We start from the raw sequence: 24,821 nt of genomic DNA on the forward strand, positions 1-24,821 counted from the left end.
TACAACGTTGATAGGTCAGGTGTGTAAGTGCTGCGAGGCATTGAGCTAACTGATACTAATTGCCCGTGAGGCTTAACCATACAACACCCAAGGGGTTTTTCTTCTCTAAAGAGAAGAGACGGACTCTACAAACGCTTGAATGCGTGTTGAGAACAACTAGTCAGATTTTTCCCAGATTGCTATTTATTGTCATAAGACAATAAATAAAACAGAATTTGCTTGGCGACCATAGCGTTATGGACCCACCTGATCCCATGCCGAACTCAGTAGTGAAACGTAATAGCGCCGATGGTAGTGTGGGGTCTCCCCATGTGAGAGTAGGACATCGCCAGGCTTAAAATTTTCTTTCACTTTTTTAAAAGTGGAAATAAAAAGATTTAGAATTTGCACTTGCAGATTCATAACAGCTTTGTGTGCTGGTATGGCTCAGTTGGTAGAGCGCACCCTTGGTAAGGGTGAGGTCCCCAGTTCGACTCTGGGTACTAGCACCATTCATTTTTTTAGCAACCATAGCGCAGCGGTACCACCTGATCCCATGCCGAACTCAGAAGTGAAACGTTGTAGCGCCGATGGTAGTGTGGGGTCTCCCCATGTGAGAGTAGGACATTGCTAAATACCTCTTTGAAACCCAGCCATCGGTTGGGTTTTTTCATTTCTAGCTTTTCAATGTTTTTATTCCCCCCTGATTATTCCTCATTATTTTTTATTTATTAAAATCACACCTCAATTTAATATCGATCGAGGTTATGGGATTTTACTTGCACCAATATTGTTTTTTCTATAGCTTTAACTAGATATCTAGACGGCTAAAGCTATTTTGGGGTAAGGAGAAAACCAAAGTGCCAATTAAAATACCGGATCGTTTACCAGCAACAGATATTTTAAGAAGTGAGAATATCTTTGTTATGACTGAAGCACGTGCTGCGAGTCAGGGTATTCGACCATTGAAAGTATTATTACTAAACTTGATGCCAAAGAAGATTGAGACTGAAACCCAGTTTTTACGCTTACTTTCTAATAGCCCATTACAAGTGGATGTTGAGTTATTACGGATTGATAACAGACCGACAAAAAATACTCCTCAGGAACATTTAGATACGTTTTATCGTCAATTTGAAATGGTGAAAGATCGTAATTTTGATGGGTTGATTGTGACGGGAGCGCCACTAGGGTTAGTGCAGTTTGAAGATGTACTGTATTGGGAAGAAATTCAGCTGATCATGAATTGGGCTAAGGATCATGTGACCTCAACATTATTTGTCTGTTGGGCTGCTCAAGCAGGATTGAAGTTGTTGTATGATTTGCCTAAGCGTACACGTAAAGAAAAACTGTCTGGGGTTTATCATCATCGTATTCATGATTGCCATCACCCTGTGTTGCGTGGTTTTGATGATACCTTTTTTGCCCCCCATTCTCGTTATGCTGATTTTTCTGCAGATTATCTAAGTACGCATACTGACCTAGATATTTTAGCGACATCTGATCAAGCAGGGGTTTATTTAGCTGCGACTAAAGATAAGCGTAATGTCTTTGTTACGGGTCATCCTGAATATGATGTAGATACACTCCATCATGAATTTGTTCGTGATAGTGGGCAAGGGATGGAGCCAACGATTCCTGTAAATTACTATCCTAATGATGATGTTAATAGCGTACCTGTTGCGAGTTGGCGTAGTCATGGTCATTTACTTTTTAGTAATTGGCTTAATTATTGTGTTTACCAACAGACACCTTATGATTTGGCGCATTTTTCAGAAGCCAGTTTTACCAAAGATTAATAAAAAGGCCGGCTTAATTAGCTGGCCTTTTTATTATTTATGCGTGAGGCAGAAATTAATGTTTATTCTGTTTTTCCCATAGTTTGGCTTTTTCAATTAATGAGGTAATTGTTGAACCTTGAATCAATATAGAGAAAACTACCACTGAATAAGTCATGACGAGGATTATTTCTCTAACATCAATGTCTTTGGCTGGAATAACGATCACTCCCGCAGGTACCGCCATGGCCATCGCCAGTGCTAAACCACCACGTAACCCCCCCCACGTTAGAATCTTAACTGACATTGGATTATATTGCCGGTAATGGCTAAAGCCAATATAAGGCAGTTTTACGCTTAAATAACGGCTTAGTAATACCAATGGAATTGCAATTGCCATTAATATCCAGTCCTCTTGGTGAAAACTGAATTCAAGCATGGTCATACCAATAAGTAAGAATAATAGACCGTTTAGGAACTCATCAACTAATTCCCAGAAGTGATCAAGGTGCTCTTCACTTTCTTTTGAAAAGCCAATATAGCGCGTCCAGTTGCCGATCATAATGCCAGAGACAACCATGGCGAGTGGGCCTGATACATGGATAATTTCGGCAAAAGCATAACCAGCCGTTGGAATACCAATGGTTAATAATAATTCCATTGAGTGGTCGTTAGTCGAGCAGATAAGGTAATGGAAGATTAAACCTAAAATGAAACCATAAACAATGCCGCCTATCGCTTCTTGTAAGAATAATTGGGTCACGCTTAAGACTGTTGGCGTTTGATTACCAAAAGCGACGGTAAATAGAGTCACGAAGATAACTAAACCAAAACCATCATTAAATAATGACTCACCTTCGATTTGAGTCGAGATTCGGCGAGGGGCGTTCATCTTTTTAACAATAGCAAGTACGGCAATGGGGTCGGTTGGTGAGATCAGTGAGCCAAATAATAAACAGTAAATAAGATCAAGTTGGATCCCTAGTAACTGACAAATACTCCATAAGCTAAAGCCAATAAAAAAGGTTGAAAAGAGTGTGGAACCTAAAGCTAAGGTAGTGATTTCCCATTTTTGCTCTTTGAGGTGTGGCAATTTAATACCAAGCCCACCTGCAAAGAGCAAAAATCCTAAAATCCCTTTTAACAAAAAGTCTTCAAAGTTGATTTTTCCCATCTGGGTTGAAGCAATATCTTCAAGATGAAACCAGCCATTATGGCCTGCAAAAATAATAAGTAGCGATAAGATAAGAGAACCAGCCGTAATGGCGATGGTGGTTTGCATCTTACCTATCTTACTGTTTATAAAAGCTATAAGCATTGCTGCTGCAGCTAGGAAACAGAGGGTGTTGTAAACCGACATGCAAAACCTCTAGATTAAATTATTGAGTAGATTTAATGGTTTGTGATAGTAAAACCATCAGTTAGTAATGGCTATTGTTAATTAACTTATTTTGCCATTGTACATGTTTAGACGTCTAGATTCCTATTTGAATTGTGATAGGATGTTATCAAGCTGTAATGGATTATAAGGATATAATGTAGTGTTAAAAGACAAGGATGTACTGCATAAGCGACTTGAACAGCAGATTTTGATCATTGATGGTGGCATGGGCACCATGATTCAAAGTTATAAGCTCGACGAGCAAGATTATCGAGGCCAACGATTTAGTGATTGGCATGCTGATCTTAAAGGTAATAATGATCTATTAGTTTTAACTCAGCCGCAATTAATTAAAGATATTCATCTTGAGTACCTTGAAGCTGGCGCTGATATTTTAGAAACCAACACCTTTAACGCGACCACCATTGCAATGGCTGACTATGATATGGAAAGCCTCAGTGCCGACATTAATTTTGCCGCAGCAACGCTTGCTCGTGAGGCAGCAGATGAATGGACGGCACAAACCCCGAATAAACCCCGTTTTGTGGCTGGAGTTCTAGGACCAACGAACCGTACCTGTTCTATTTCTCCTGATGTGAATGATCCTGGGTTTCGAAATGTCACTTTTGATGAGTTGGTAATTGCTTATAGCGAGTCTACCCTCGCGTTAATCAACGGTGGCGTCGATATTATTTTGATTGAAACCATTTTTGATACTCTGAATGCCAAAGCCTGTGCTTTTGCGGTTACGGGGGTTTTTGAAGAGCTTGGTTATGAGCTTCCTGTGATGATTTCAGGCACCATTACTGATGCCTCTGGGCGTACGCTTTCTGGTCAAACGACTGAAGCGTTCTATAATTCTTTGCGCCATGTAAAGCCGATTTCCTTTGGCTTAAATTGCGCCCTCGGCCCTGATGAATTACGCCAATATGTGGCTGAGCTATCGCGTATTTCTGAATGTGCAGTATCAGCCCACCCAAATGCCGGATTGCCTAACGCATTTGGTGAGTATGATCTTGAAGCCGATGAAATGGCTGAGCATATTAAAGAATGGGCGCAACAAGGCTTTTTAAATTTAGTTGGTGGATGTTGTGGTACTACTCCTGAACATATTCGACAGATGTATCAAGTTACCAAGAATATTAAACCTCGGGTGTTACCTGAAATTAAAGTTGCGTGTCGATTATCGGGGTTAGAACCGCTGACTATTGAAGCTGAAAGTTTATTTGTTAATGTTGGTGAGCGGACCAATGTCACCGGATCTGCACGTTTTAAGCGTTTAATTAAAGATGAACTTTATGATGAAGCATTAGATGTTGCCCGTCAGCAAGTAGAATCGGGTGCGCAAATTATTGATATCAACATGGATGAAGGCATGTTGGATGCGCAGGCTGCGATGGTGCGCTTTCTTAATTTGTGTGCAACAGAGCCAGATATTGCCAAAGTGCCAATCATGGTTGATTCATCGAAGTGGGAAATTATTGAAGCTGGACTTAAATGTGTTCAGGGCAAACCGATTGTTAACTCTATTTCACTCAAAGAAGGCAAAGAGAACTTTATTGCGCAAGCTAAGTTGTTACGTCGTTATGGCGCAGCAGTGATTGTAATGGCATTTGATGAAGTGGGTCAGGCTGATACTCGCGAGCGTAAAATTGAAATATGTACTAATGCTTATCATATATTGGTCGATGAAGTAGGTTTTCCAGCGGAAGATATTATTTTCGATCCTAATATTTTTGCTATCGCCACTGGCATCGAAGAGCACAATAATTATGCGGTTGATTTTATTGAAGCGGTTGCTGATATTAAACGTACCTTACCCCATGCGATGATTTCTGGCGGCGTATCTAATGTGTCGTTTTCATTTCGAGGTAATAACCCTGTTCGAGAAGCGATCCATGCGGTGTTTCTATATTACTGCTTTAAAAATGGTATGGATATGGGGATCGTTAATGCGGGTCAGTTAGCGATTTATGATGATCTGTCTGATGAATTGCGTAACGCGGTTGAAGATGTAGTGCTTAATCGTCGTGATGATAGTACTGATCGCCTACTCGATATCGCCGCTAATTATCGTGATAGTGGTGCCGTTGAAGAAGATCGTACCCTGCAAGAGTGGCGCAGTTGGCCAGTTGAAAAACGGTTAGAACATGCACTTGTAAAAGGTATTACTGAGTTTATTGTCGAGGATACTGAGCTTGCACGAGTGAATGCGGATAAGCCATTAGAAGTGATTGAAGGTCCTTTGATGGCGGGAATGAATGTCGTTGGTGACTTGTTTGGTGAAGGTAAGATGTTTTTACCTCAAGTCGTTAAATCTGCTCGTGTTATGAAACAAGCCGTTGCCCATTTAGAGCCGTACATTAATGCGGAAAAGCAAGCCGGATATACCAATGGTAAAATTTTATTAGCGACGGTAAAAGGTGATGTACACGATATTGGTAAGAATATTGTTGGAGTGGTACTGCAATGTAATAACTATGAAATTATTGATTTAGGTGTCATGGTTTCATGCGATAAAATTTTGCAGGTCGCTCAAGAGCAGAATGTCGATATTATTGGTTTGAGTGGTTTGATCACCCCTTCGCTTGATGAAATGGTATATGTCGCTAAAGAAATGCAGCGCCGAGGTTTTGAGGTGCCGTTACTGATTGGCGGAGCGACTACCTCAAAAGCACATACCGCAGTAAAAATTGAACAAAATTATCAACAGCCAGTGGTGTATGTCTCTAATGCCTCGCGGGCGGTTGGCGTTTGCTCTGCGTTGTTATCTGAACAACAAAAACCTGCATTTGTAGAGCGCTTAGCCGCTGAATATGATGTTGTACGTGAACAACATGCGCGTAAAAAACCACGAACACCACCAATCACACTTGATCAAGCTCGAGCGAATGCTGTCGCCCTTGATTGGGTTAATTACACGCCGCCAGCGCCTAAAAATGCTGGTGTGCATACCTTTACTGATTTTCCGGTTGCTAAATTACGTCAATATATCGATTGGACGCCATTTTTTATGACTTGGTCATTAAGTGGAAAATATCCAACCATTTTACGCCATGAAGTGGTGGGGGTTGAAGCAACTAAGTTGTTTGAAGATGCAAATCAGATCCTCGATGATATTGAACGCACAGGCATGATCAAAGCCAATGGCGTCTGTGGTTTATTCCCTGCAAATAATATTGGTGATGATATTGAAGTTTACACGGATGAAACGCGCACAGAAGTATTAACGGTACTGCATGGTTTACGCCAACAAACCAAGAAACCCAAAGGTCCCAATTATTGTTTATCAGATTACATTGCCCCTAAAGGAAGTGGTAAAGCGGATTGGATTGGTGCGTTCGCCGTGACAGGTGGTATTGGTGAGTATGATATTGCTGATCAGTTTAAAGCGCAGGGTGATGATTATAACGCGATCATGGTTCAAGCGGTGGCGGATCGATTAGCAGAAGCGTTTGCTGAATGTATGCACCAAATGGTACGTAAACAAATTTGGGGCTATGCAGTGGATGAAGATCTTAGTAATGATGATTTGATCCGTGAAAAGTATCAAGGTATTCGTCCTGCTCCTGGCTATGCGGCTTGCCCAGAGCATACTGAAAAAGGCGCTATTTGGCAGTTATTAAATGCTGAAGCCAATACAGGAATGGTGCTGACCGAGAGCTATGCAATGTGGCCGGGTGCTGCGGTATCCGGTTGGTATTTTTCACATCCAGATGCGCGTTATTTTGCGGTCGCGCAGATCCAACATGATCAATTGGAAAGTTATGCCGATCGTAAAGGTTGGGATTTAATTGAAGCTGAAAAGTGGTTAGGGCCTAATTTGTCATAAAATTATTAGGTTAAAATAAATAAGGCGCAAACGTTGCGCCTTTTTTGGGTCTTTTTTCTTGTTGGTGCTGATAGTGGTTATTCTAAAAGTTGCTGATGCAGTGTTGTTATGACAGATTTAGCATCGGCTTCATTGACTAAAAAACACAGATTATGCGGACTAGCACCATAACAAATAAGACGTAAATTATACGCATCAAGCGCGCCAAAGATATGCTTAGCGGAGCCTTTACTGTCACTCATATGATTACCAATCAACGCCACTAACGACAAACCTTGTTCAATATCAACGCGACACAATTGGTTTAATTGTTCAACTGCGGCTAAGGGTAATGTCGGAGCACCGCTGCCAGTATCGGTTTGATCAAGGGTTAATGAAACACTGACTTCTGAGGTGGTAATTAAATCGACCGAGATTTTATGTTCTGCCAAAATACGAAATACTTCGGCTAAAAAACCATAAGCTTGAAACATATTGAGACTAGTTAAAGTCACCATGGTCTGATTTCCACGCAACGCTAATGCTCGAAATAGTGGTGCTTGTTCAACGGTTTTTCTGATCCATGTTCCACCTTGTTGCGGTGCTATTGATGAGCCAATAAAGACGGGGATCTGATGGCGAATAGCTGGAACCAGTGTTGATGGATGGAGGATCTTGGCACCAAAATTAGCCATTTCAGAGGCTTCACTAAAACTGATTTCTTTAATGGGTTTTGCTGCTGCGGTAATGCGAGGATCAGTGGTGTACATTCCCGGAACATCGGTCCAGATCTCTAGTGTGGTCGCATCAACCGCTTCTGCAATTAGTGCAGCACTATAATCACTTCCACCTCGGCCAAGAGTGGTGGTATTACCAAATTCATCACGACCTATAAAGCCTTGTGACACCGCAATTTGGGTATCGACGAGTGGCACCAAATATTGTTGAGCCAATTGACGAATAAGATCTGGCTGTGGAATAGCTTTACCAAACTGGGTGTCGGTACGCATTACATCACGAATATCAAATCGAATCGCAGCGGTATTCATCTCAACTAAAATTTGGTTAAAGAGGTAGGTTGATAATAGCTCGCCATGACTAACTAATTTATCCGTGAGTTGGGGGGATGATGCAATTGCTGCTTGTGCAGAAGCTGAGGCTATATCATCGAATAATGCGTAAATAGCATCACTGACCGTGTGTGGGTGCTGTAATTGATTCAGTATCTGTTGGTGAGTATCAGTTAATTGCTGTAAATGTTGCTGGCGTAGCGTGATATCACTAATGCCATTAGCTAAGGCGACCAGTAAATTAGTTACGCCTGAACAAGCACTTATTAGCACTATTTTGGTGTGTGGATTGGTAATAACAATATTTGCACTGCGGCACATTGCTGCATAGTCGGCAACACTGGTGCCACCAAATTTAGCCACAATTAATGGATTTGTTGTTGCGGTCGGAATCATGCTCATTACGGTGTTCTCCCTTTTGTTGTCAATAGTGCAAGGTAGGCTTTTGCTTCGGAAGAATTCCCGACGTCCATTGTCGAGGAGGTAATAGGCAGTCACGCACCTCTTCTGTAGTGAATAATCACTGTTGTCATTGAATAGGAAATCGCCCTTAGTTGTCAATTGTTAAATGATTATTTATTTAAGGTTAATAAAAAGTATGTATTTGTGACGGGTTTTTGGGTTATTACTTGCGGCTTTTGTGTTGCTCTAATACTCTGTAGTGACCACTATCGTGCTATCACCTTATTGATAATAATCATGATTTAATGGAGTTGAATCTATGTCTATCACCAGTTTTATACCACCCCAAAGAACACTTATGGGACCGGGTCCTTCTGATATCTATCCGCAAGTATTACAAGCCCTAAGTCGGCCGACAATTGGCCATCTTGATCCATTGTTTATTAAAATGATGGATGAGCTTAAACAACTACTGCAATACGCTTTTCAAACTAAAAATACGTTTACGATCGCAGTATCAGCACCGGGCAGTGCTGGCATGGAAGCGTGTTTTGTTAATTTAGTTGAGGCGGGTGATAAGGTTTTAGTTTGCCGTAATGGTGTCTTTGGTGACCGCATGCGAGAGAACGTTGAACGTTGTGGTGGCATCGCAATCATGGTTGATAATGCATGGGGCGAGCCTGTATCTCCTGCTTTGGTTGAACAAGCATTACAGACCGACCCTGATATTAAAATTGTTGCCTTTGTACATGCAGAAACGTCAACGGGCGCGCTATCTGATGCTAAAACTTTGGCTGAAATTGCGCGAAAGTATGACTGTTTAACCATTGTTGATGCCGTAACATCTTTAGGTGGCGTTCCTTTGCTGGTGGATGAATGGCAACTGGATGCGGTTTATTCGGGCAGTCAAAAATGCTTATCTTGTGTGCCAGGATTGTCTCCACTGACGTTTTCCGAGCAAGCCATTGCTAAAATTCAACAACGTAAAACACCAGTCCAAAGTTGGTTTTTAGATCAAAGTTTAGTGCTGGGTTATTGGAGTGGTGAAGGTAAGCGTAGCTATCACCATACCGCGCCCGTCAATAGCTTATATGCATTACATGAAGCATTAGTGTTGTTACACAATGAAGGTTTAGAGCAAGCATGGCAGCGACATCACCGAGCGCATCTTGAATTAAAAACAGGACTTGAAGCGCTAGGGATTCAATTTCTGGTTGAAGAAGCGTATCGACTGCCACAGCTTAATGCGGTGTATATTCCTGAAGGTATCGATGATGCGGCGGTAAGATCGACCTTATTAGAACGCTATAATCTTGAGATTGGTGCGGGATTAGGTACACTCGCAGGTAAAGCATGGCGTATTGGGTTAATGGGCTATGCTGCGCGCAATGAAAACGTTGCTTTGTGTCTAAAAGCCCTTGAAAGCACGCTAAAATAAACCTGATATTTACCATCAATGGTGATCGTTCACCATTGATGGTTATAGGTTATTATTTTGCAGCAGAGACTGTCGCTGTTATTGCGTTAGAGGTCGTGATCCCCGGAAATAATTGTTGTGCTTCTGTCGCTACTTGCTCGGCTTGGGCTGTATTACCTTGATGAGAATAGGCTAAAATTAAATTTTGATATAGTGCAGGTCGCGGCCATGTTTGTGCTTTTTGATTTGCCCATAAAATATAATCAGTCACTAATTGAGGTTTATCGGTGGCGATACCCACTTGTAATTGGGTGAGGTGCAAATCCCATTCAAAGCGATGTTGCCATGCCCATGGATTATTTACTTTGACTAAATAATTGATATCAACTGGATGTGTTGTTTCAAACTTAGTCAGTAACCAACCTGAATATAAGGTGGTGATCATAAAACTGGTTATTATTATTGGTAATGCGATGGCACTGGTTTTGAGCGCTAATATATATTGAGTTTGATAACGATGATATTTCGTTGTGAGGTTATCAACCCAAAAAATCAGAATAATAAAAATAATCCAATGGGCAAAGGAGTGATAAAACGGGTATTCAAGTTGAGTATGTAACACTATCGGAAAAAATAATCCGACTAACGCTAACTGAGTACCATTGGGGGCTTTTTTGATACTAACCAGTACGGCTAGCGCGGCTATTATTAGACCGAGTAACGGTACAATCCCTCCTTCTGCTGCTAAATAAAGCAGTTCATTATGAGGGTGATCTAAACTTGCCACTCCCACTGGATATTGTGGATCTTGCTGATGCCATAGTGCGGTTTGAGTAATATAAGCAACTTCAAATTTTCCATAGCCATAACCTGTTAATGGCTTAGCGGTAAACATATCATAAGCTTGAGGCATAATGGTTGTACGTTGACTCTCAAGTGTCACTCGTGCTTTATGAGAAAAAGAACTGTCTGTTATTGTGTTAAATTGCCAAGCTAATGCTATTCCTAACAATAACATTAAGCCCCACATTCGCTGTTGGTATCTAGCGGAAAAATGGTAGAGGTAAGGCAGTATTAATAAAGAACCAACGCCAGCACCTAGCCAACCTGTACGTGAGTTAAGTACCACCAATAGCGGAATAGTCATAACGGGAACGGCTAATACGATCAGATGCTGCCATGCCCATTTGCCGCGATAACGAGGTAAGCGAGCTAATAGGTAAGCGGCAATAACCAGTCCCGTGGCTAAGAAGCTCGCCATAACATTCGGTTGTTGGAATATGCCGTAAGGACGGTTGGCAATGACGTCATAACCAAACTGGTTGTGTGTTGATAGCCCTAAAAACTGATACCAACCAAACGCTGCTTCGATCAACACTGCAATAGTGATAAACCATAATAGTCGTTGGCGTTGATTATGAGTAAAAACAAATTGTTGTAAGCTAATAAAAAATAGAAAACCAGCCCAAAGGGTGAGTAAACGGTTTAAAACGGCAAAGCTATCGGCATTAGTATAAAAGATGGGTAGTGAGAGTAAGACACAGCAGCTAAATAAAATGATCGTCATACGAGAATAGCGCCAGATTTTTTGACGACAAATTTCTAATAGACCACAACCAATAGCAAAGCTAAATGGAATCCAGGCACTGGCATTAAAAGACAGTTCAAGCCCTGAACCGCCAGGATTGTGCTGAAAATAATGCATAGCCACGATAAAAAACACGCCAATACTGGCTAAGAAAAAACGCACTAAAGGTAAAGGTGTAGAAATCCGTTTCTGTTCTAATTTCGTACCTTGAAGTTGTAACACTGTCATGGTGAGTCCTGAGTAAAAAGCAAACAGGCTGACCAATGTCAACCTGCCTGATAGAGCATGATTACGCTTTACAATTAGATGTTAAGTAGAGGTTTAAGAAACCTTGCGGTATGGGATCCTGCCACTAGTGCGACTTGCTCGGGAGTACCTGTTGCGATAATTTCACCGCCACCATTACCGCCTTCAGGACCGAGATCAATTACCCAGTCAGCTGTTTTAATAACATCGAGATTATGCTCGATAACCACAATGGTATTACCACGATCACGTAGCTTATGTAATACCGTTAGCAATTGTTGAATATCGTGGAAGTGTAAGCCTGTTGTCGGTTCATCTAAAATATACAAGGTTTTGCCTGTATCACGTTTAGATAATTCTTTAGCAAGTTTAACCCGTTGTGCTTCACCACCCGATAAGGTTGTCGCGGCTTGACCGAGACGAATATACGATAAGCCGACATCGATTAATGTCTTCAATTTTCGCGCAATTGCTGGAACGGGTTCAAAAAATTGATGTGCATCTTCAACTGTGAGCTGTAACACTTCATCAATACTTTTGCCTTTGTAACGTACCTCTAAGGTTTCACGATTATAGCGTTTACCTTTACACGCATCGCAGGGAACATAAACGTCAGGTAAAAAGTGCATTTCAACTTTGATAACGCCATCACCTTGGCACGCTTCACAGCGCCCACCGCGAACATTAAAGCTAAAGCGACCCGGTTTATAACCACGAGAACGAGATTCTTGAGTACCCGCAAATAGCTCACGAATAGGCGTAAAAATACCCGTATAAGTGGCGGGGTTTGAACGTGGTGTGCGGCCAATCGGGCTTTGATCAATGTCGATCACTTTATCAAAATGTTCTAAATTCTGAATTTCTTTATAAGGTGCAGGTGTACCCGTCGTCGCACCATTGAGCCGTTGGTGGGCGATCTTAAAGAAAGTATCATTGATCAATGTTGATTTACCCGATCCTGAAACACCCGTAATGCAGGTCAATAATCCAACAGGAATTTCGACATTAACATCTTTAAGGTTATTACCGCTAGCCCCTAAAAGTTTGACTGTTTTTGCAGGATCAAAAGGTATTCGTTGTGCTGGAATCGCGATTGATTTTTTACCGCTAAGATATTGACCAGTTAACGATTTTTTTGATTTTAAAATATCTGTAATCGTGCCTTCTGCAATAATTTCACCACCATGTACACCTGCGCCAGGGCCGATATCAATCACATAGTCAGCGGCACGAATAGCATCTTCATCATGTTCTACAACAATCACGGTATTACCCAGATCACGTAAATGGATCAGGGTTTTAAGTAATCGTTCGTTGTCACGCTGGTGGAGACCAATTGAAGGTTCATCAAGTACATACATTACTCCCATTAAGCCCGCACCAATTTGGCTTGCGAGTCGAATACGCTGTGCTTCACCACCTGAAAGGGTATCGGCACTACGAGAAATACTTAAATAATTTAAGCCAACATTGATTAAGAAACTTAAACGTTGATTGATTTCTTTGAGTATTTTAGCGGCAATTTGAGCTCGTTGACCGGTTAATTCTAATTGATCAAAGAAAGTAAATGCGTCATTGATACTCATGTCGCAGATATGAGGAAGGTTAGTTTCACCAATAAAAACGTGGCGTGCTTCTTGACGTAATCGTGAACCATGGCAGCTTGCACAAGGTTTCGTCGATACAAATTTAGCCAGTTCTTCACGCACAGAGTTAGATTCTGTTTCGTGATAACGGCGTTCCATATTATTTAAAATACCTTCAAATGGATGCCGACGAACGGTAATGTCACCACGATCATTTATGTATTTAAATTCAATATCAGTGGTGCCAGATCCACTCAGGATCAAGGTTTGAATTTTTTTAGGTAAGGTATCGAAAGGTGCTTCAATATCAAAATTGAAATGTTCAGCTAATGATTTTAGCATTTGGAAATAGTAAAAATTACGTTTATCCCAGCCGCGAATAGCACCACCGGCTAAACTGATCTCACCATTTTGGACCACGCGCTCAGGATCAAAATATTGTTGCACCCCTAAACCATCACAAGTGCCACAAGCTCCCGCGGGGTTATTAAACGAAAATAATCGTGGCTCAAGCTCTTGCATGCTATAGCCACAATGTGGGCAAGCAAAATTAGCGGAAAAGACCTGTTCTGGAGCATCGCCTGCTGTCATCGGGGCGATAATTACCGTACCACCAGAAAGCTCAAGTGCCGTTTCAAATGATTCAGCTAAACGTAATTGTAGATCTTCTCGTACTTTAAACCGATCAACGACCACTTCAATGGTGTGTTTTTTATGTAGCTCTAATGTTGGAGGATCGGAGAGATCACACACTTCACCGTCAATACGCGCTCGAATATAACCTTGAGCGGCAAGGTTGGCGAGGGTTTTTACATGTTCGCCTTTGCGCTCTTTTACGATGGGAGCGAGTAACATTAGTTTGCTGCCTTCATCCATGGCGAGTACTTGATCGACCATTTGGCTAACGGTTTGGGCTGCAAGAGTAATATTATGGGTTGGGCAACGAGGTTCACCTACGCGGGCATAGAGCAAGCGTAAATAGTCATAAATTTCAGTAATGGTACCGACGGTTGAGCGAGGGTTGTGTGATGTTGATTTTTGTTCAATCGAGATGGCGGGTGATAAGCCTTCAATATGATCAACATCCGGCTTTTCCATTAATGATAGAAATTGACGAGCATAAGCTGACAGTGATTCGACATAGCGCCGTTGACCTTCGGCATATAAAGTATCAAATGCTAAAGATGATTTTCCCGAACCGGATAAGCCCGTGATAACAACGAGCTTGTCACGAGGAATGGAAATATTGATATTTTTGAGATTATGGGTGCGTGCACCCTGTACTTCGATGTAATCCATACCCATCACTATTGTTTTACTTAATTGTTAGTGAGTAGTATTTCATAGCCGCTTTTAATGAGCAAAAGATACTGAATAAAAACACAGTAACTCAAATAAAAAAAATCCCGCTATAAAAAAGCGGGATTGTTTGAGTTTGGCGTTTACTTACTTCTTGCTAGTTTGTTGCTTAGCGAGTGTAGAAGATTGGTCTTTCTTATAGATGTTTTCGTAGCAGTAGTTTGTTGCTTCAATGTAGCCATCAACACTACCACAGTCAAAACGCTTACCTTTAAATTTGAATGCTAGAACACAACCAGATTGTGCTTGTTTTAGTAGAGCATCAGTGATTTGGATCTCACCGCCTTTACCTGGTTCTGTTTCTTCGATGATATCAAAAATATCAGGTGTTAGAATGTAACGACCGATAATAGCAAGGTTGCTTGGTGCTGTACCTGGTTCTGGTTTCTCTACCATGTTATCAACACGGAATAGGTCATCACGAATCATTTGACCTGCGATCACACCGTATTTATGGGTATCTTCTTCTGGTACTTCTTCAACTGCAACGATAGAACAACGGAATTGCTTGTAAAGCGCAGCCATTTGAGCCAATACGCCTTGCTCTTCATTTACACAAAGGTCATCGGCAAGTACTACTGCAAATGGTTCGTTACCGACTAATTCACGGCCCATAAGGATCGCGTGGCCAAGACCTTTCATTTCGCCTTGACGAATGTAAGTGAAGTGCGCTGAATCAATTACGCGGCGGATATCAAATAAAAGATCTTCTTTGTTTGTGCCGCTGATTTGATGTTCTAGTTCGTAGTTTTTATCAAAGTGATCCATCAAGGTATTTTTACCACGACCAGTAACGATGCACATACCGTTCATGCCTGCCTGGATCGCTTCCTCAACACCGTATTCAATCAATGGCTTGTTTACGACGGGCATCATTTCTTTTGGCATTGATTTTGTTGCTGGAAGAAAACGTGTACCGTAGCCTGCTGCTGGAAATAGACATTTCTTGATCATAGTGTTTCCTAGATTTAATGTAATTGATAATGTGTTGAGTGCAGATTGAAATCTATCCGCTAATTTCGTTGTTGAGAATTAACAAAAAAATAGTAGTTATTTTTTTGCGAACGCTAAAACAAATTGTGCATAATGTTAGAGACTTTAAACAATAAATCAACTGAATATCAGTGTTGAACTCGCAAAAAATAATAATTATAAGATGTATAATCTTTAATTGTTAATGCCAGTAAGAATATTTATATTCAGGACGCTTTATTATTTATAAAGTTGCAACGTTATTTTTAGTATATTTAAGTCGTATTTATTTGTTTTTAATATAATCAAGTGAAACTCTAATGTTTTTATCAATAGATACATCATTTTTATTAAATAAAGTTAGTGGATATTTATATAATTAAAATTAATAGTATTTATTAGTGTATAACAGTTTATATTTTAAATTGTTTGAAGTGTCATAAAAATGACAGTTTTGGCATTCAAATTGTTCTGATGTGATATTTTCATAGAAATTAGATATCTTTTTGTTATTATTTATATTGTGATCAATATAAACAATTGCGCCACGATACATACTTTGGCGCTATGCCTTGACCTTGCTGACATGATAAACTGTGTGATTGAGTATAAACTTTCACTAAGCGGCTATTGATACCCAAAACCGTCGCTATCAGCTTTGGAGTGAACTATGGCCAGTCGTGGCGTAAATAAAGTTATTCTAATCGGTAACTTAGGAAATGATCCAGAAATTCGTTACATGCCTAGCGGTGGTGCAGTAGCTAACATTACTATTGCAACCTCTGAGTCTTGGCGTGATAAATCTACCGGTGAACAACGTGAAAAAACAGAGTGGCACCGTGTAGCATTATTTGGAAAATTAGCAGAAGTTGCTGGTGAATACCTACGTAAAGGTTCACAAGTGTACATCGAAGGCCAATTACAAACACGTAAATGGCAAAACCAGCAAGGCCAAGATCAATACACTACTGAAGTTGTTGTTCAAGGTTTTAACGGCGTAATGCAAATGTTAGGTGGCCGTAATGGTGGCCAAGGTGCGCCAATGGGTGGTCAACAACAACAGCAGAATCAAGGTAACTGGGGTCAACCTCAGCAACCGGTTGCTGCACCACAGCAAAATTATGCACCGCAACAACCACAGCAACAGCAACAGCAACAATCGACACCACAACAGTCGGCTCCACAACAGCCACAGCAGCAATATAATGAACCACCAATGGATTTTGACGACGATATTCCTTTTTGACAGTTACCAAAGAGTGGTTTTTGTTAAATATTGCATATAAATCACTTTAAAACAATCTGTTATAAAAAAGTTTACATTAATTGTTGTTATTTTTGTGAACTTTTTTTATAGTTGTTTTTAGGTTATAGGTTACCTTGAATTATTGTAATGTTTATTGATGGGTAATATCTTTGATAATTTAATATTTAATTTAAATTATCGACATGAAAGTGATGTCTTAATATTTTTTGTGATTTATTAAATAATTGTTTATTTATATTTGATTTGATTATTAGTTAATAAATAAACAAGATTTTTGATAGGTTCTTAGATTTGGTTTTACAATGTTCTATCTCTAGGGAATAAAGAGAATGAAGATAAAAAAATTTCTAATGTCAGATGGTGAGGCGTATGCAATTTTACTTGATGATAGTGGAGTTCCAATTCCTTATCCCAATTTGTTCGTAACAATAAATCATCGTAATAAGTCTGATGCAAGTAACACATGTTATTCCGTATTTGAACATATCCGATATCTTTATGAAATTTGTAGTTTTCTCAATATCGATATTGTTCAACGATGTATTACTGGAGATTTTTTATCAAAGCAAGAAATGGAATCTCTCGTTAAGTGGGCTAAGCGCACAGTGAAGACATTTCGAGAGCATGTGGCTAGGCAAAAATCAGGAAATATTGTTTCGTTTACACCCAAGATGAAAAAACTGGAAACAGTAAGGGCGGTTATCGTTATTGATCATGACGGAGATATCTCACCAGCCACTGCTTATAACCGTTTGACCACTTTTGCTGAATATATTGGGTGGCTTGAAGAAGTGTTATTTCCATCAAAAGATACAACTGCTGAACAATTGTTGAAGTCTCTTCGTCCCCAAAAATTCAGTAAGGCAGACGAGACGGAAAATATGGATGAGAATTATAAATCTTTGACTCCCCATCAAATCTTAAGGGTACTGGATGTTATTCGTCCAGATTCATCCGATAATCCATGGAAAAACGAATCATTACGCTATCGAAACCAACTCATCATCAATATGCTAGGAGCGATAGGCTTCCGACGAGGCGAATTACTTAAAGTTCGACCAAGGGATGTTAAAAACCACCCTAAAAACGGGCGGCGCTATGTCACGATCCGCTCAAAGGTAGATTTAGATGACACCCGCTTGGATAGACCTGAAGCGAAAACTTTGGGACGGCATGTGCCCATGGATAAGCGCCTGAGCGAGATGTACGACAATTACTTAATACACCACCGAAGTAATGCCAATGGTGCCGAGTTCATCCCTTATTTGTTTGTCACTCATAACCACCGCACCTCAACCAACCAAGCACTTTCTACTGCTGCTGTTAATAAAATATGCCGTGAAATATCGGAAGTCGTTGGCTTTAGGGTACATCCGCACGCATTCCGTCACTCTTGGAATGACAAGTTTAGTAAACATGCCGATAAACGTATTGCAGAAGGCAAAGTGTCTGAAGCTAAATCCGAAAGTGACCGTCAGAAATTAATGGGCTGGCATGAAGGTTCAAAAATGGCGCAAGAGTACAGCAAGCGTCATGATGACAAGCGTGCTTTTGAAGTTGGTATGGAACTACAAGAAGAAGAAAGCACCTTAATTAACGGGGTTGTCGGTGCTTACGATGAAGAAATTGACCAATAATGGAGGTAATAGGTCTGTGCCTATTCAGCATTTAGAGCAACAAGGCAAGGTGACACTTGCTATTTCCCACAACGGATTTGAGTTTGATTATCTTCAAGATAAGTGGGTGTTAAATCGCAATGTCACTATTAATCTAGCGTTTTTGAAACAGTTTAAAGATATAGTTGCGGAAGATGTTCGTGATACATTGGTATATTTTTCTGAAAACAATTCAGCTCCTCATGTGCGTAATTTAACTGATAATTTAAAATTGTATTTGAGCCTTAGTAAGGCTGATAACTTTTCAGAGTTAGGTTTTCTTACTTTTAAAGGGAGCTTACTTAAAAAGGATGAATATAAGCTCTCTGTGGTGAGAGGGTTTATTCGGCAGATGCGATATTTGGGGCTTAATGGCAACATTAATGAAGCTGTTTACAAGCTAACTGATCAGTGGCGCTTATCGAGTAATGAAAAAGGTGTTGCAGTTTTATCTCTCGACCCTGAAATAGGCCCATTTAGTTCGATTGAGTTTGAAGCTATTGGGCTTAATGCTGCCCACAAATATGCTGAGGGGGATCTCTCTACAGAACGCTACGCCGTTTTGTTATTGTTTAAGGCCACAGGACGACGTACCGAACAAATAGCCTCACTAAAAGTCAGAGACTTCTCTCTTACCAGTAAATTCACTGGCAACCCAACTTATGTGGTTAATATACCGAGGATTAAGCAGCGTGGTGGTCGTTTTCGTACCCAGTTCAAACCTTTTGGTTTAGTGAAATCTGTTGGGCAAGTCATCGAGCAGCACATAAAAGAATCCATTGCAGATGTGGAAGCTCAGTTAGAGCGTAAGTTGACACCTGTGGAGCAAAGTGAATTACCGTTGTTTGTGGGCAGCAATGAAATCGACACCATGAAAACTTTGTCTGGCGAAGACTTCCTTGATTTCCTTAAATCTGAACTTTCACATATTTCAAGTTCAGCACTTAGCGGAAGGCTTGTTACTGCAACAAGTAAGCTTAAAGTGGTTTCTGAGCGTACTGGTGAACTCATTCACGTTAATCCATATCGCTTTCGATACACGCTAGGCACCCGTGCTGCCATTGAAGGTGCGGGGACACTCACCATTGCTAGGCTTCTGGATCATTCGGATACCCAAAATGTAGATGTGTATGTCGCTAATGTTCCAGAGTTCGCAATTGAAATATCTAAGATTATGAATCAGCCTTTGGCTCGTTATGCTGCCACTTTTGCTGGAAAGCTAGTGAAGGATGAGGACGAGGCAAACGAGGAAAACGCAGGTGCGACCCGTATACCGTTACGGGAAAAAGATTGTGATGTTGGGTCGTGTGGAACAAGTGCCTTTTGCCAAGATTATGCCCCTATTGCATGTTATTTATGTCCAAAGTTTAGACCGTGGGCTAATGCACCACATCACCTTGTTTTGCAATGGTTAATGGAAGAGCGTGAGCGATTAAAAGCAGACACCGATGATGATATGGTAGTCGTAACTATTAATGACCGTGCAATTGTTGCGGTGTGTCAAGTAATCAAGCTGTGTCAGGAGCAAAATAATGTCTAATGTTTTTACATTTACTCCTCAGCACGAGCTGGAGCATAAAAAAAACCTGCAAGAATTCATTGAGCTATCTCGTCATCTGCCGCCACTAAATGATAAGTACGACTACGACAGCAACTACTGGTCGGGTGTGGGGAATTTCACCAATTTTGGTGTGTCCAATCAGGATCGCGATCCTACTAATGTCTTTGATGCATCACTACTTCCGTTTGCCAAAGCATATGTTGTCTACGGCAAGAGTACTAAAGCTGGATTAGGCGTGAAGTTTTATGCATTGAAAGCAATAAACACGGCATGTGTTAAACAATATGGCTCTGTAAACATTACCAAATTAACTATTGGTGACTTCGATCAGGCTGCACAAATTGCTAGGGAATCGATTGGTGCGGGGGCTGCATACCAAGCAGGTCGAGGACTTAAAAATCTGCTGAAGTTTTTGATCGAAAATAAAATGGTGACTCCGTTCACTTGGAAAAGTCCAATCAAGAAGCCCGCAGACAATGCAACGGGCGATAAGGCAGACGAACATAGACAAAAGAAAATGCCTGATGAGAATTCTCTCATGGCACTCGCCAAAATATCTGCTGCTAAAACCCAAGATTTAAGTCCTCGGGATATCTTTACTACATCAACAATGACTTTGTTGTTTAGTGCGCCTGCCCGTGTCTCTGAGCCTTTGTATTTACGTGCTGACTGCTTGCATCTAGAGAAAATGAAAGCCAATCGAGCAATGGAATTAGGGCTGGCGAAAGAGGATATTGAGCTGCTTTTGCAAAAGCAACGTAGTGACGATGCACCTTCAAGGTTCAACTATGATGATGAAATCACGCTTAAGGGACTTCGTTGGTATTCTGGTAAGGGTTATGGGCATGAAAATAAATGGTTGCCAACGGTCATGATTGATTCTGTTACGACTGCGGTTGAGCGGCTTGAGGCGCAATCTGCCGATGCTCGTGCTTTTGCGAAAATGTTGGAAGAATCGCCTGACTTTCCTCGCCATCCTCTTTGTCCTGATGTGCCTGAAGAACAATTATTAACAAAGAACGAAGTTGCTCTGGCGTTGGGGCTAGATATATCCGTGTATGAAAAGGGTAAAAAACTTAATGGTGCTGTTAATCAACTTTTAAAGCGTAAGGGGATAGAGCGCAAAGACTATGTGGTGAGCTTGCGAGATTTGAACAAAATTGTTCGCAGCGAGTTGCCTGAGGGCTTCCCATTTATCCCCTTTAAAAAGGGTGAAGGTAAGGTAAAACTCAAATGGTCTGATGCATTGTACGCAGGGTTCGCAAACGCATTAGGAGCACAGAAAGTTACGTGTCACACCGAGTTGGCGATGCCAACCATCAATACGTTAAATGAAGATTTAGCGCCCACCAAGAAAAAGAACAAGAAAACGGGAGAGCTTGCTACTGGAGTTCCATCTGTATTTCAGCGTTGGGGGTATGGCGATTTATCCTTAACCTCACATCAGTTGCGACACATGCTAGATACCATGGCTGCGGTAAATGGTATGGATGGGGAAATGCGAGCGAAGTGGGCGCAACGTTCTGATCCGAAGCACAATCGTTACTATAACCATACGACTCCTGAAGAGTACGGTGCGGACTTCATCGAAGATCGTGAAAACGAACTTGCCACGCAAGAGCAAGCACCTAGCACGCAAATTCAAATACAGGTTGCCACTCCTCGAACGGTTCAAGAGTTAAACACCAAGGCGTCCCTGACGGCCCACACGACCGAGTTTGGTATGTGTGTGACTTCGTATTTAAGCGAACCCTGCACCAAGTACAGGGATTGCGTTAACTGTAATGAGCATGTTTGTACCAAGGGTGATGATGGCAAATGCGAGCGTATACGGCATCGACTGGCTCGTGAACAAAAACTCCTGAAGCAAGATAAAAAAGCGGTTGATGATGGTGTTCAGGGGGCTGAACAATGGTATCAGCGTAGAAAACTAACAACAGAGCGCTGTGAGCAACTGCTGGAAATGATGGAAGACCCAAATATCGAAGATGGTGCCTTGATCAAGCTTGCCAATGTCGAAGATGTGACTCAACTGGATAGAGCATTGGAAGCTAATGGCAAAAAGCGTTTGCCTGAAATCGTCAATTTCAAACGTGTTCAATCTGTTTCGGTCGAGGCGCTTATCGGAAAAGCGGACGTCGAGTTACCTGAAATGGATGATAGTGTTTTTGATGACCTAGATGATTTGGATGAGCTTGATTACATGATGGAGGAAGAAGGTTAATGGCTAAGCATTTGACTGATAAAGATATATCAAACGTTGTTGAAGTTTTGGATGATTGGCCGACTGACTCCAAGCTTTCATGGGATAGGCTTGTTGAGGCCGTTGAACATGAATATAAGTTCAAGACAACACGGCAGACATTGCAAAAACAGAACAGGATCAAGACTGCGTTTCAGGAAGTAAAGTCGCTTGTATCGGGTAAGGTGCCTTCAAATAAGCCGAAATTGCCACCAAGCCTGAAAGTAGCCGCTGAGCGATTAGAGAAGCAGCAACGAGAAATCGAGCGATTGAAGCGAGAGAATCAGCAATTATTAGAGCAGTTTCAGGTGTGGCTTTACAACGCGTATCGTCATGGAGTAACGATTGATCAGATGAATGAGTCACTTCCTACAAAGGACAATCAGTAAATAAGTTAGTTTGTGACGGAAGCACACTTCGTAGTTTTGTAAATAGTTAATATAATGCAACTGTTTACTACCTTTAAGGAATTTTAATGACATACAAAAATGGTAACTATGCCGCATTCTACGTAGCGGAACCTTTCGATCAAGGCTCATTGGGTGCTAATGCAATTAAAGACTTCGTTTACTATAACATGCTTAAAATGTGGAAAGGCAAAGATGCGACATTTCCTTTTAATGACTCGCACCAAAAAAATTATAACGTTCGAGATGGTAGTGATTGGGAGCTTACTTTAAAGCCACGACTTCGGGAAAGATTAAGAAATTCGAAAAACGTAATATTGTTCTTGAGTGAAAGAACACAAAACTCAAGAGCTGTCCGTGAAGAGATGGATTATGGTATTAACACGTTGGGTTTGCCTATTATTGTTGTCTATCCTGACTATGATAGTAAAGCTAGTCTCTTAGTAAATAATAATTTAAAACAGAGTGTTAAAGCTCTTTGGGGGAAAGTGCCTATTCTTCGAGATTCTATGCATAAAGTTCCTACAGTGCACGTTCCTATGGACAAGAATTTAATCTCATCAGCTTTGAACTCTAAAGATTTTATGGTCGGAACATCAATTGATCCTGACGTATATATTTATCGGTTGTGAGTGTAAATAGTAGAGGTGCAAATTTGAGTAAGGTTTCTTTTTTTGATCGGCGAGTACTGAAATTGTACTCTGTCTACATATCTGTTATCGCTAGTATTTTTACGATAGTACTTGCATTTTTTACTTTGGACTCTAATCAAAAGTCAACCTATGGGCTTATATTCCTTGGAGCATCCATAGTTATTTATATTTGGATCTGGTTTCGGGCAAATGATTTGAAGTCTATTGAGGTAGATATTGAAGGTACTAAAGTTATTGTTAAAGAGGGTGACATCTTCAATGAGGATGGCCTAAAAGCGATTGCTTTCAATGAGTATTTCGATACATTGGTTGATGATAAAATTGTTGCAAAAAGAACGCTTAATGGACTATTTATAAACAAATTTTTTCTTGAGTCCACTGCGAGCTTGGATCAGTTTATCGAAGATTACTTTCAAAATGATGATGTAGAAGTAAATGAAAATCCAGCAAGGAAATCAGGTAAAACGAAAAAATACGATGCAGGAACTATCTGTGTTTATGAAGATTTTTTGCTTACAGCTTTTGCAAAGTTTGATGAACAGAATAGAGCCATACTCACTATGCCAGAGTACATCGAGTTCTTAATAAAATTTTGGGATCAAGTTAACAGAGTCTATGCACAGAAGAGTGTAGCTGTACCGATTTTTGGTTCTGGCATTACCCGAATTAAAGAGCATAAAAATATACAAGACGAAGATCTGTTGAAAATCATGCTGTGGACTTTTAGGATTAGTGAAATGAGATTTAAGCATCCAGCAAAGCTTACGATTGTTATCCATAAAGATAAGATAGATACTATCAATCTTTTTGAGATAAAGCACTCTAACAATGGATTATAGATTAGCTTTAAATCTTCATTTTTGTAACGTTTGAATCATCTGTGGATAAAAGTTAATGATAATCGTAACTTTTAAGCTAGGTTTTGTTTTTATAGTATTGATTTATAGGTCTTTAATCTTGATCGTGGAGTGTGTTAATCGGCTATCTATTGAAAGAGATAGCCGTTTTTTTATTGCAAATATTAGAATATTTTCTCTTACACATTCACCTTAACTTTTGATGTCAAAATTAGTTCGAAGTAACATTGTAGATTGATAGAAAGTAGCTTTGCTATCACAGAAAACGTCTCGGAAATCCTCACAAGATTCAGCAATAAATATTATCCGTAAATTCTCAATAGTTCGGACTGTTAATCGGGTACGTAGCCAACCTGCAAAGTTTGAATCCTTTAATGCATCAATACCGTAAAACCAGATCCATGTAGAATATTCATTTTCTTCAATAACTTTATTTAGAACTTCTGATGTTCTGAAATGAGCTATAAGCGGCATCAGAGTAAATAAGATAATTCTGATTTTCGAATGCGCAAGTTAATGGTGCATCTGTGTGCATTACATCATTGCTGCTTAATGCATGTACCTATAAAATGACTGTATAACTATCAAGT

15 protein-coding genes, 1 tRNA gene and 3 rRNA genes are annotated in these 24,821 nt (G+C 40.5%); 14 read left to right on the forward strand and 5 right to left on the reverse strand.

Annotated elements, in window-relative coordinates; all coding sequences use genetic code 11:
- The 5 genes from C9J51_RS13995 to metA all read left to right on the forward strand — a co-directional run.
- Positions 1 to 80: ribosomal RNA gene (locus C9J51_RS13995) — 23S ribosomal RNA — on the forward strand; the annotation flags it as partial.
- Positions 81 to 218: 138 nt separating this feature from the next.
- Positions 219 to 334 (forward strand): 5S ribosomal RNA (rrf, locus tag C9J51_RS14000).
- 81 nt (positions 335 to 415) lie between these two features.
- Positions 416 to 491 (forward strand) — tRNA-Thr (locus C9J51_RS14005).
- 8 nt (positions 492 to 499) lie between these two features.
- Positions 500 to 615 (forward strand): 5S ribosomal RNA (gene rrf / locus C9J51_RS14010).
- A gap of 224 nt (positions 616 to 839) precedes the next feature.
- Positions 840 to 1,778 carry a homoserine O-acetyltransferase MetA gene (metA, locus tag C9J51_RS14015; protein WP_045040379.1) on the forward strand — a complete coding sequence of 313 codons (939 nt, stop codon included), beginning with the start codon at positions 840 to 842 and terminating at the stop codon, positions 1,776 to 1,778.
- Between the two features lie 55 nt (positions 1,779 to 1,833).
- Here the strand turns inward: metA and C9J51_RS14020 are convergent, their stop codons facing one another.
- The gene (locus C9J51_RS14020; RefSeq protein ID WP_107180481.1) at positions 1,834 to 3,117 is read right to left on the reverse strand and encodes a cation:proton antiporter; all 1,284 of its coding nucleotides are present in this window, start codon (positions 3,115 to 3,117) and stop codon (positions 1,834 to 1,836) included.
- A gap of 181 nt (positions 3,118 to 3,298) precedes the next feature.
- Here C9J51_RS14020 and metH point away from each other — a divergent pair, with 181 nt between their 5' ends.
- Positions 3,299 to 6,970 carry a methionine synthase gene (gene metH / locus C9J51_RS14025; protein WP_045040380.1) on the forward strand — a complete coding sequence of 1,224 codons (3,672 nt, stop codon included), beginning with the start codon at positions 3,299 to 3,301 and terminating at the stop codon, positions 6,968 to 6,970.
- Between the two features lie 77 nt (positions 6,971 to 7,047).
- On the opposite strand, the gene lysC is transcribed toward metH, so the two are convergent.
- Entirely contained in the window at positions 7,048 to 8,415 is a 1,368-nt protein-coding gene (gene lysC, locus C9J51_RS14030; protein ID WP_407675587.1) for a lysine-sensitive aspartokinase 3, read from the reverse strand.
- Between the two features lie 325 nt (positions 8,416 to 8,740).
- On the opposite strand from lysC, the gene C9J51_RS14035 reads away from it, so the two are divergent.
- A complete protein-coding gene (locus C9J51_RS14035) occupies positions 8,741 to 9,859 on the forward strand; it encodes a pyridoxal-phosphate-dependent aminotransferase family protein (RefSeq protein ID WP_045040382.1) in 1,119 nt (372 codons plus the stop codon).
- A gap of 52 nt (positions 9,860 to 9,911) precedes the next feature.
- Here C9J51_RS14035 and C9J51_RS14040 read toward each other — a convergent pair whose 3' ends face one another.
- The 3 genes from C9J51_RS14040 to galU all read right to left on the reverse strand — a co-directional run bounded on the left by C9J51_RS14040 (position 9,912) and on the right by galU (position 15,571).
- Positions 9,912 to 11,654, reverse strand: coding sequence for a PglL family O-oligosaccharyltransferase (locus tag C9J51_RS14040; RefSeq protein WP_045040383.1), 1,743 nt, complete (start codon positions 11,652 to 11,654; stop codon positions 9,912 to 9,914).
- Between the two features lie 74 nt (positions 11,655 to 11,728).
- Complete coding sequence (gene uvrA / locus C9J51_RS14045) at positions 11,729 to 14,557, reverse strand: excinuclease ABC subunit UvrA (RefSeq protein ID WP_045037508.1); 2,829 nt, start codon at positions 14,555 to 14,557, stop codon at positions 11,729 to 11,731.
- Between the two features lie 147 nt (positions 14,558 to 14,704).
- Positions 14,705 to 15,571, reverse strand: coding sequence for a UTP--glucose-1-phosphate uridylyltransferase GalU (gene galU / locus C9J51_RS14050; RefSeq protein ID WP_045037509.1), 867 nt, complete (start codon positions 15,569 to 15,571; stop codon positions 14,705 to 14,707).
- Between the two features lie 688 nt (positions 15,572 to 16,259).
- Between galU and C9J51_RS14055 the strand changes: the two genes are divergently transcribed.
- From C9J51_RS14055 to C9J51_RS14085, 7 genes are all read left to right on the forward strand, one after another.
- Positions 16,260 to 16,835: a single-stranded DNA-binding protein gene (locus tag C9J51_RS14055; RefSeq protein WP_045040384.1), complete on the forward strand. Its 576-nt coding sequence runs from the start codon at positions 16,260 to 16,262 to the stop codon at positions 16,833 to 16,835.
- A 350-nt stretch (positions 16,836 to 17,185) separates the two neighbouring features.
- Positions 17,186 to 18,493, forward strand: coding sequence for a tyrosine-type recombinase/integrase (locus C9J51_RS14060; RefSeq protein WP_107275220.1), 1,308 nt, complete (start codon positions 17,186 to 17,188; stop codon positions 18,491 to 18,493).
- On the forward strand, positions 18,474 to 20,051 hold the full coding sequence (locus C9J51_RS14065) for a site-specific integrase (protein WP_045040386.1): 1,578 nt from the start codon (positions 18,474 to 18,476) through the stop codon (positions 20,049 to 20,051). The genes C9J51_RS14060 and C9J51_RS14065 overlap by 20 nt, the downstream gene beginning before the upstream one ends.
- Positions 20,044 to 22,296, forward strand: coding sequence for an integrase (locus C9J51_RS14070; RefSeq protein ID WP_107275221.1), 2,253 nt, complete (start codon positions 20,044 to 20,046; stop codon positions 22,294 to 22,296). Before C9J51_RS14065 ends, C9J51_RS14070 begins: the two co-directional genes overlap by 8 nt.
- Positions 22,296 to 22,703, forward strand: a complete 408-nt coding sequence (locus tag C9J51_RS14075) for a hypothetical protein (RefSeq protein ID WP_045040388.1) — start codon at positions 22,296 to 22,298, stop codon at positions 22,701 to 22,703. The genes C9J51_RS14070 and C9J51_RS14075 overlap by 1 nt, the downstream gene beginning before the upstream one ends.
- Positions 22,704 to 22,789: 86 nt before the next feature.
- Positions 22,790 to 23,353 carry a TIR domain-containing protein gene (locus C9J51_RS14080; protein ID WP_045040389.1) on the forward strand — a complete coding sequence of 188 codons (564 nt, stop codon included), beginning with the start codon at positions 22,790 to 22,792 and terminating at the stop codon, positions 23,351 to 23,353.
- Positions 23,354 to 23,376: 23 nt separating this feature from the next.
- Positions 23,377 to 24,213, forward strand: a complete 837-nt coding sequence (locus C9J51_RS14085; protein WP_107275231.1) for a macro domain-containing protein — start codon at positions 23,377 to 23,379, stop codon at positions 24,211 to 24,213.
- Positions 24,214 to 24,821: the final 608 nt, after the last annotated feature.

This window comes from Photobacterium iliopiscarium (genome assembly GCF_003026395.1).
Taxonomy (GTDB): domain Bacteria; phylum Pseudomonadota; class Gammaproteobacteria; order Enterobacterales; family Vibrionaceae; genus Photobacterium; species Photobacterium iliopiscarium.

What these genes read in the sequence shown, in the direction of transcription:
- C9J51_RS14040 (WP_045040383.1), bottom strand. Translation starts at nt 11,654, where the DNA reads ATGACAGTGTTACAACTTCAAGGTACGAAATTAGAACAGAAACGGATT.
- uvrA (WP_045037508.1), bottom strand. Translation starts at nt 14,557, where the DNA reads ATGGATTACATCGAAGTACAGGGTGCACGCACCCATAATCTCAAAAAT.
- C9J51_RS14080 (WP_045040389.1), top strand. Translation starts at nt 22,790, where the DNA reads ATGACATACAAAAATGGTAACTATGCCGCATTCTACGTAGCGGAACCT.
- C9J51_RS14035 (WP_045040382.1), top strand. Translation starts at nt 8,741, where the DNA reads ATGTCTATCACCAGTTTTATACCACCCCAAAGAACACTTATGGGACCG.
- galU (WP_045037509.1), bottom strand. Translation starts at nt 15,571, where the DNA reads ATGATCAAGAAATGTCTATTTCCAGCAGCAGGCTACGGTACACGTTTT.
- C9J51_RS14060 (WP_107275220.1), top strand. Translation starts at nt 17,186, where the DNA reads ATGAAGATAAAAAAATTTCTAATGTCAGATGGTGAGGCGTATGCAATT.
- C9J51_RS14055 (WP_045040384.1), top strand. Translation starts at nt 16,260, where the DNA reads ATGGCCAGTCGTGGCGTAAATAAAGTTATTCTAATCGGTAACTTAGGA.
- C9J51_RS14075 (WP_045040388.1), top strand. Translation starts at nt 22,296, where the DNA reads ATGGCTAAGCATTTGACTGATAAAGATATATCAAACGTTGTTGAAGTT.
- C9J51_RS14020 (WP_107180481.1), bottom strand. Translation starts at nt 3,117, where the DNA reads ATGTCGGTTTACAACACCCTCTGTTTCCTAGCTGCAGCAGCAATGCTT.
- C9J51_RS14070 (WP_107275221.1), top strand. Translation starts at nt 20,044, where the DNA reads ATGTCTAATGTTTTTACATTTACTCCTCAGCACGAGCTGGAGCATAAA.
- lysC (WP_407675587.1), bottom strand. Translation starts at nt 8,415, where the DNA reads ATGATTCCGACCGCAACAACAAATCCATTAATTGTGGCTAAATTTGGT.
- C9J51_RS14065 (WP_045040386.1), top strand. Translation starts at nt 18,474, where the DNA reads ATGAAGAAATTGACCAATAATGGAGGTAATAGGTCTGTGCCTATTCAG.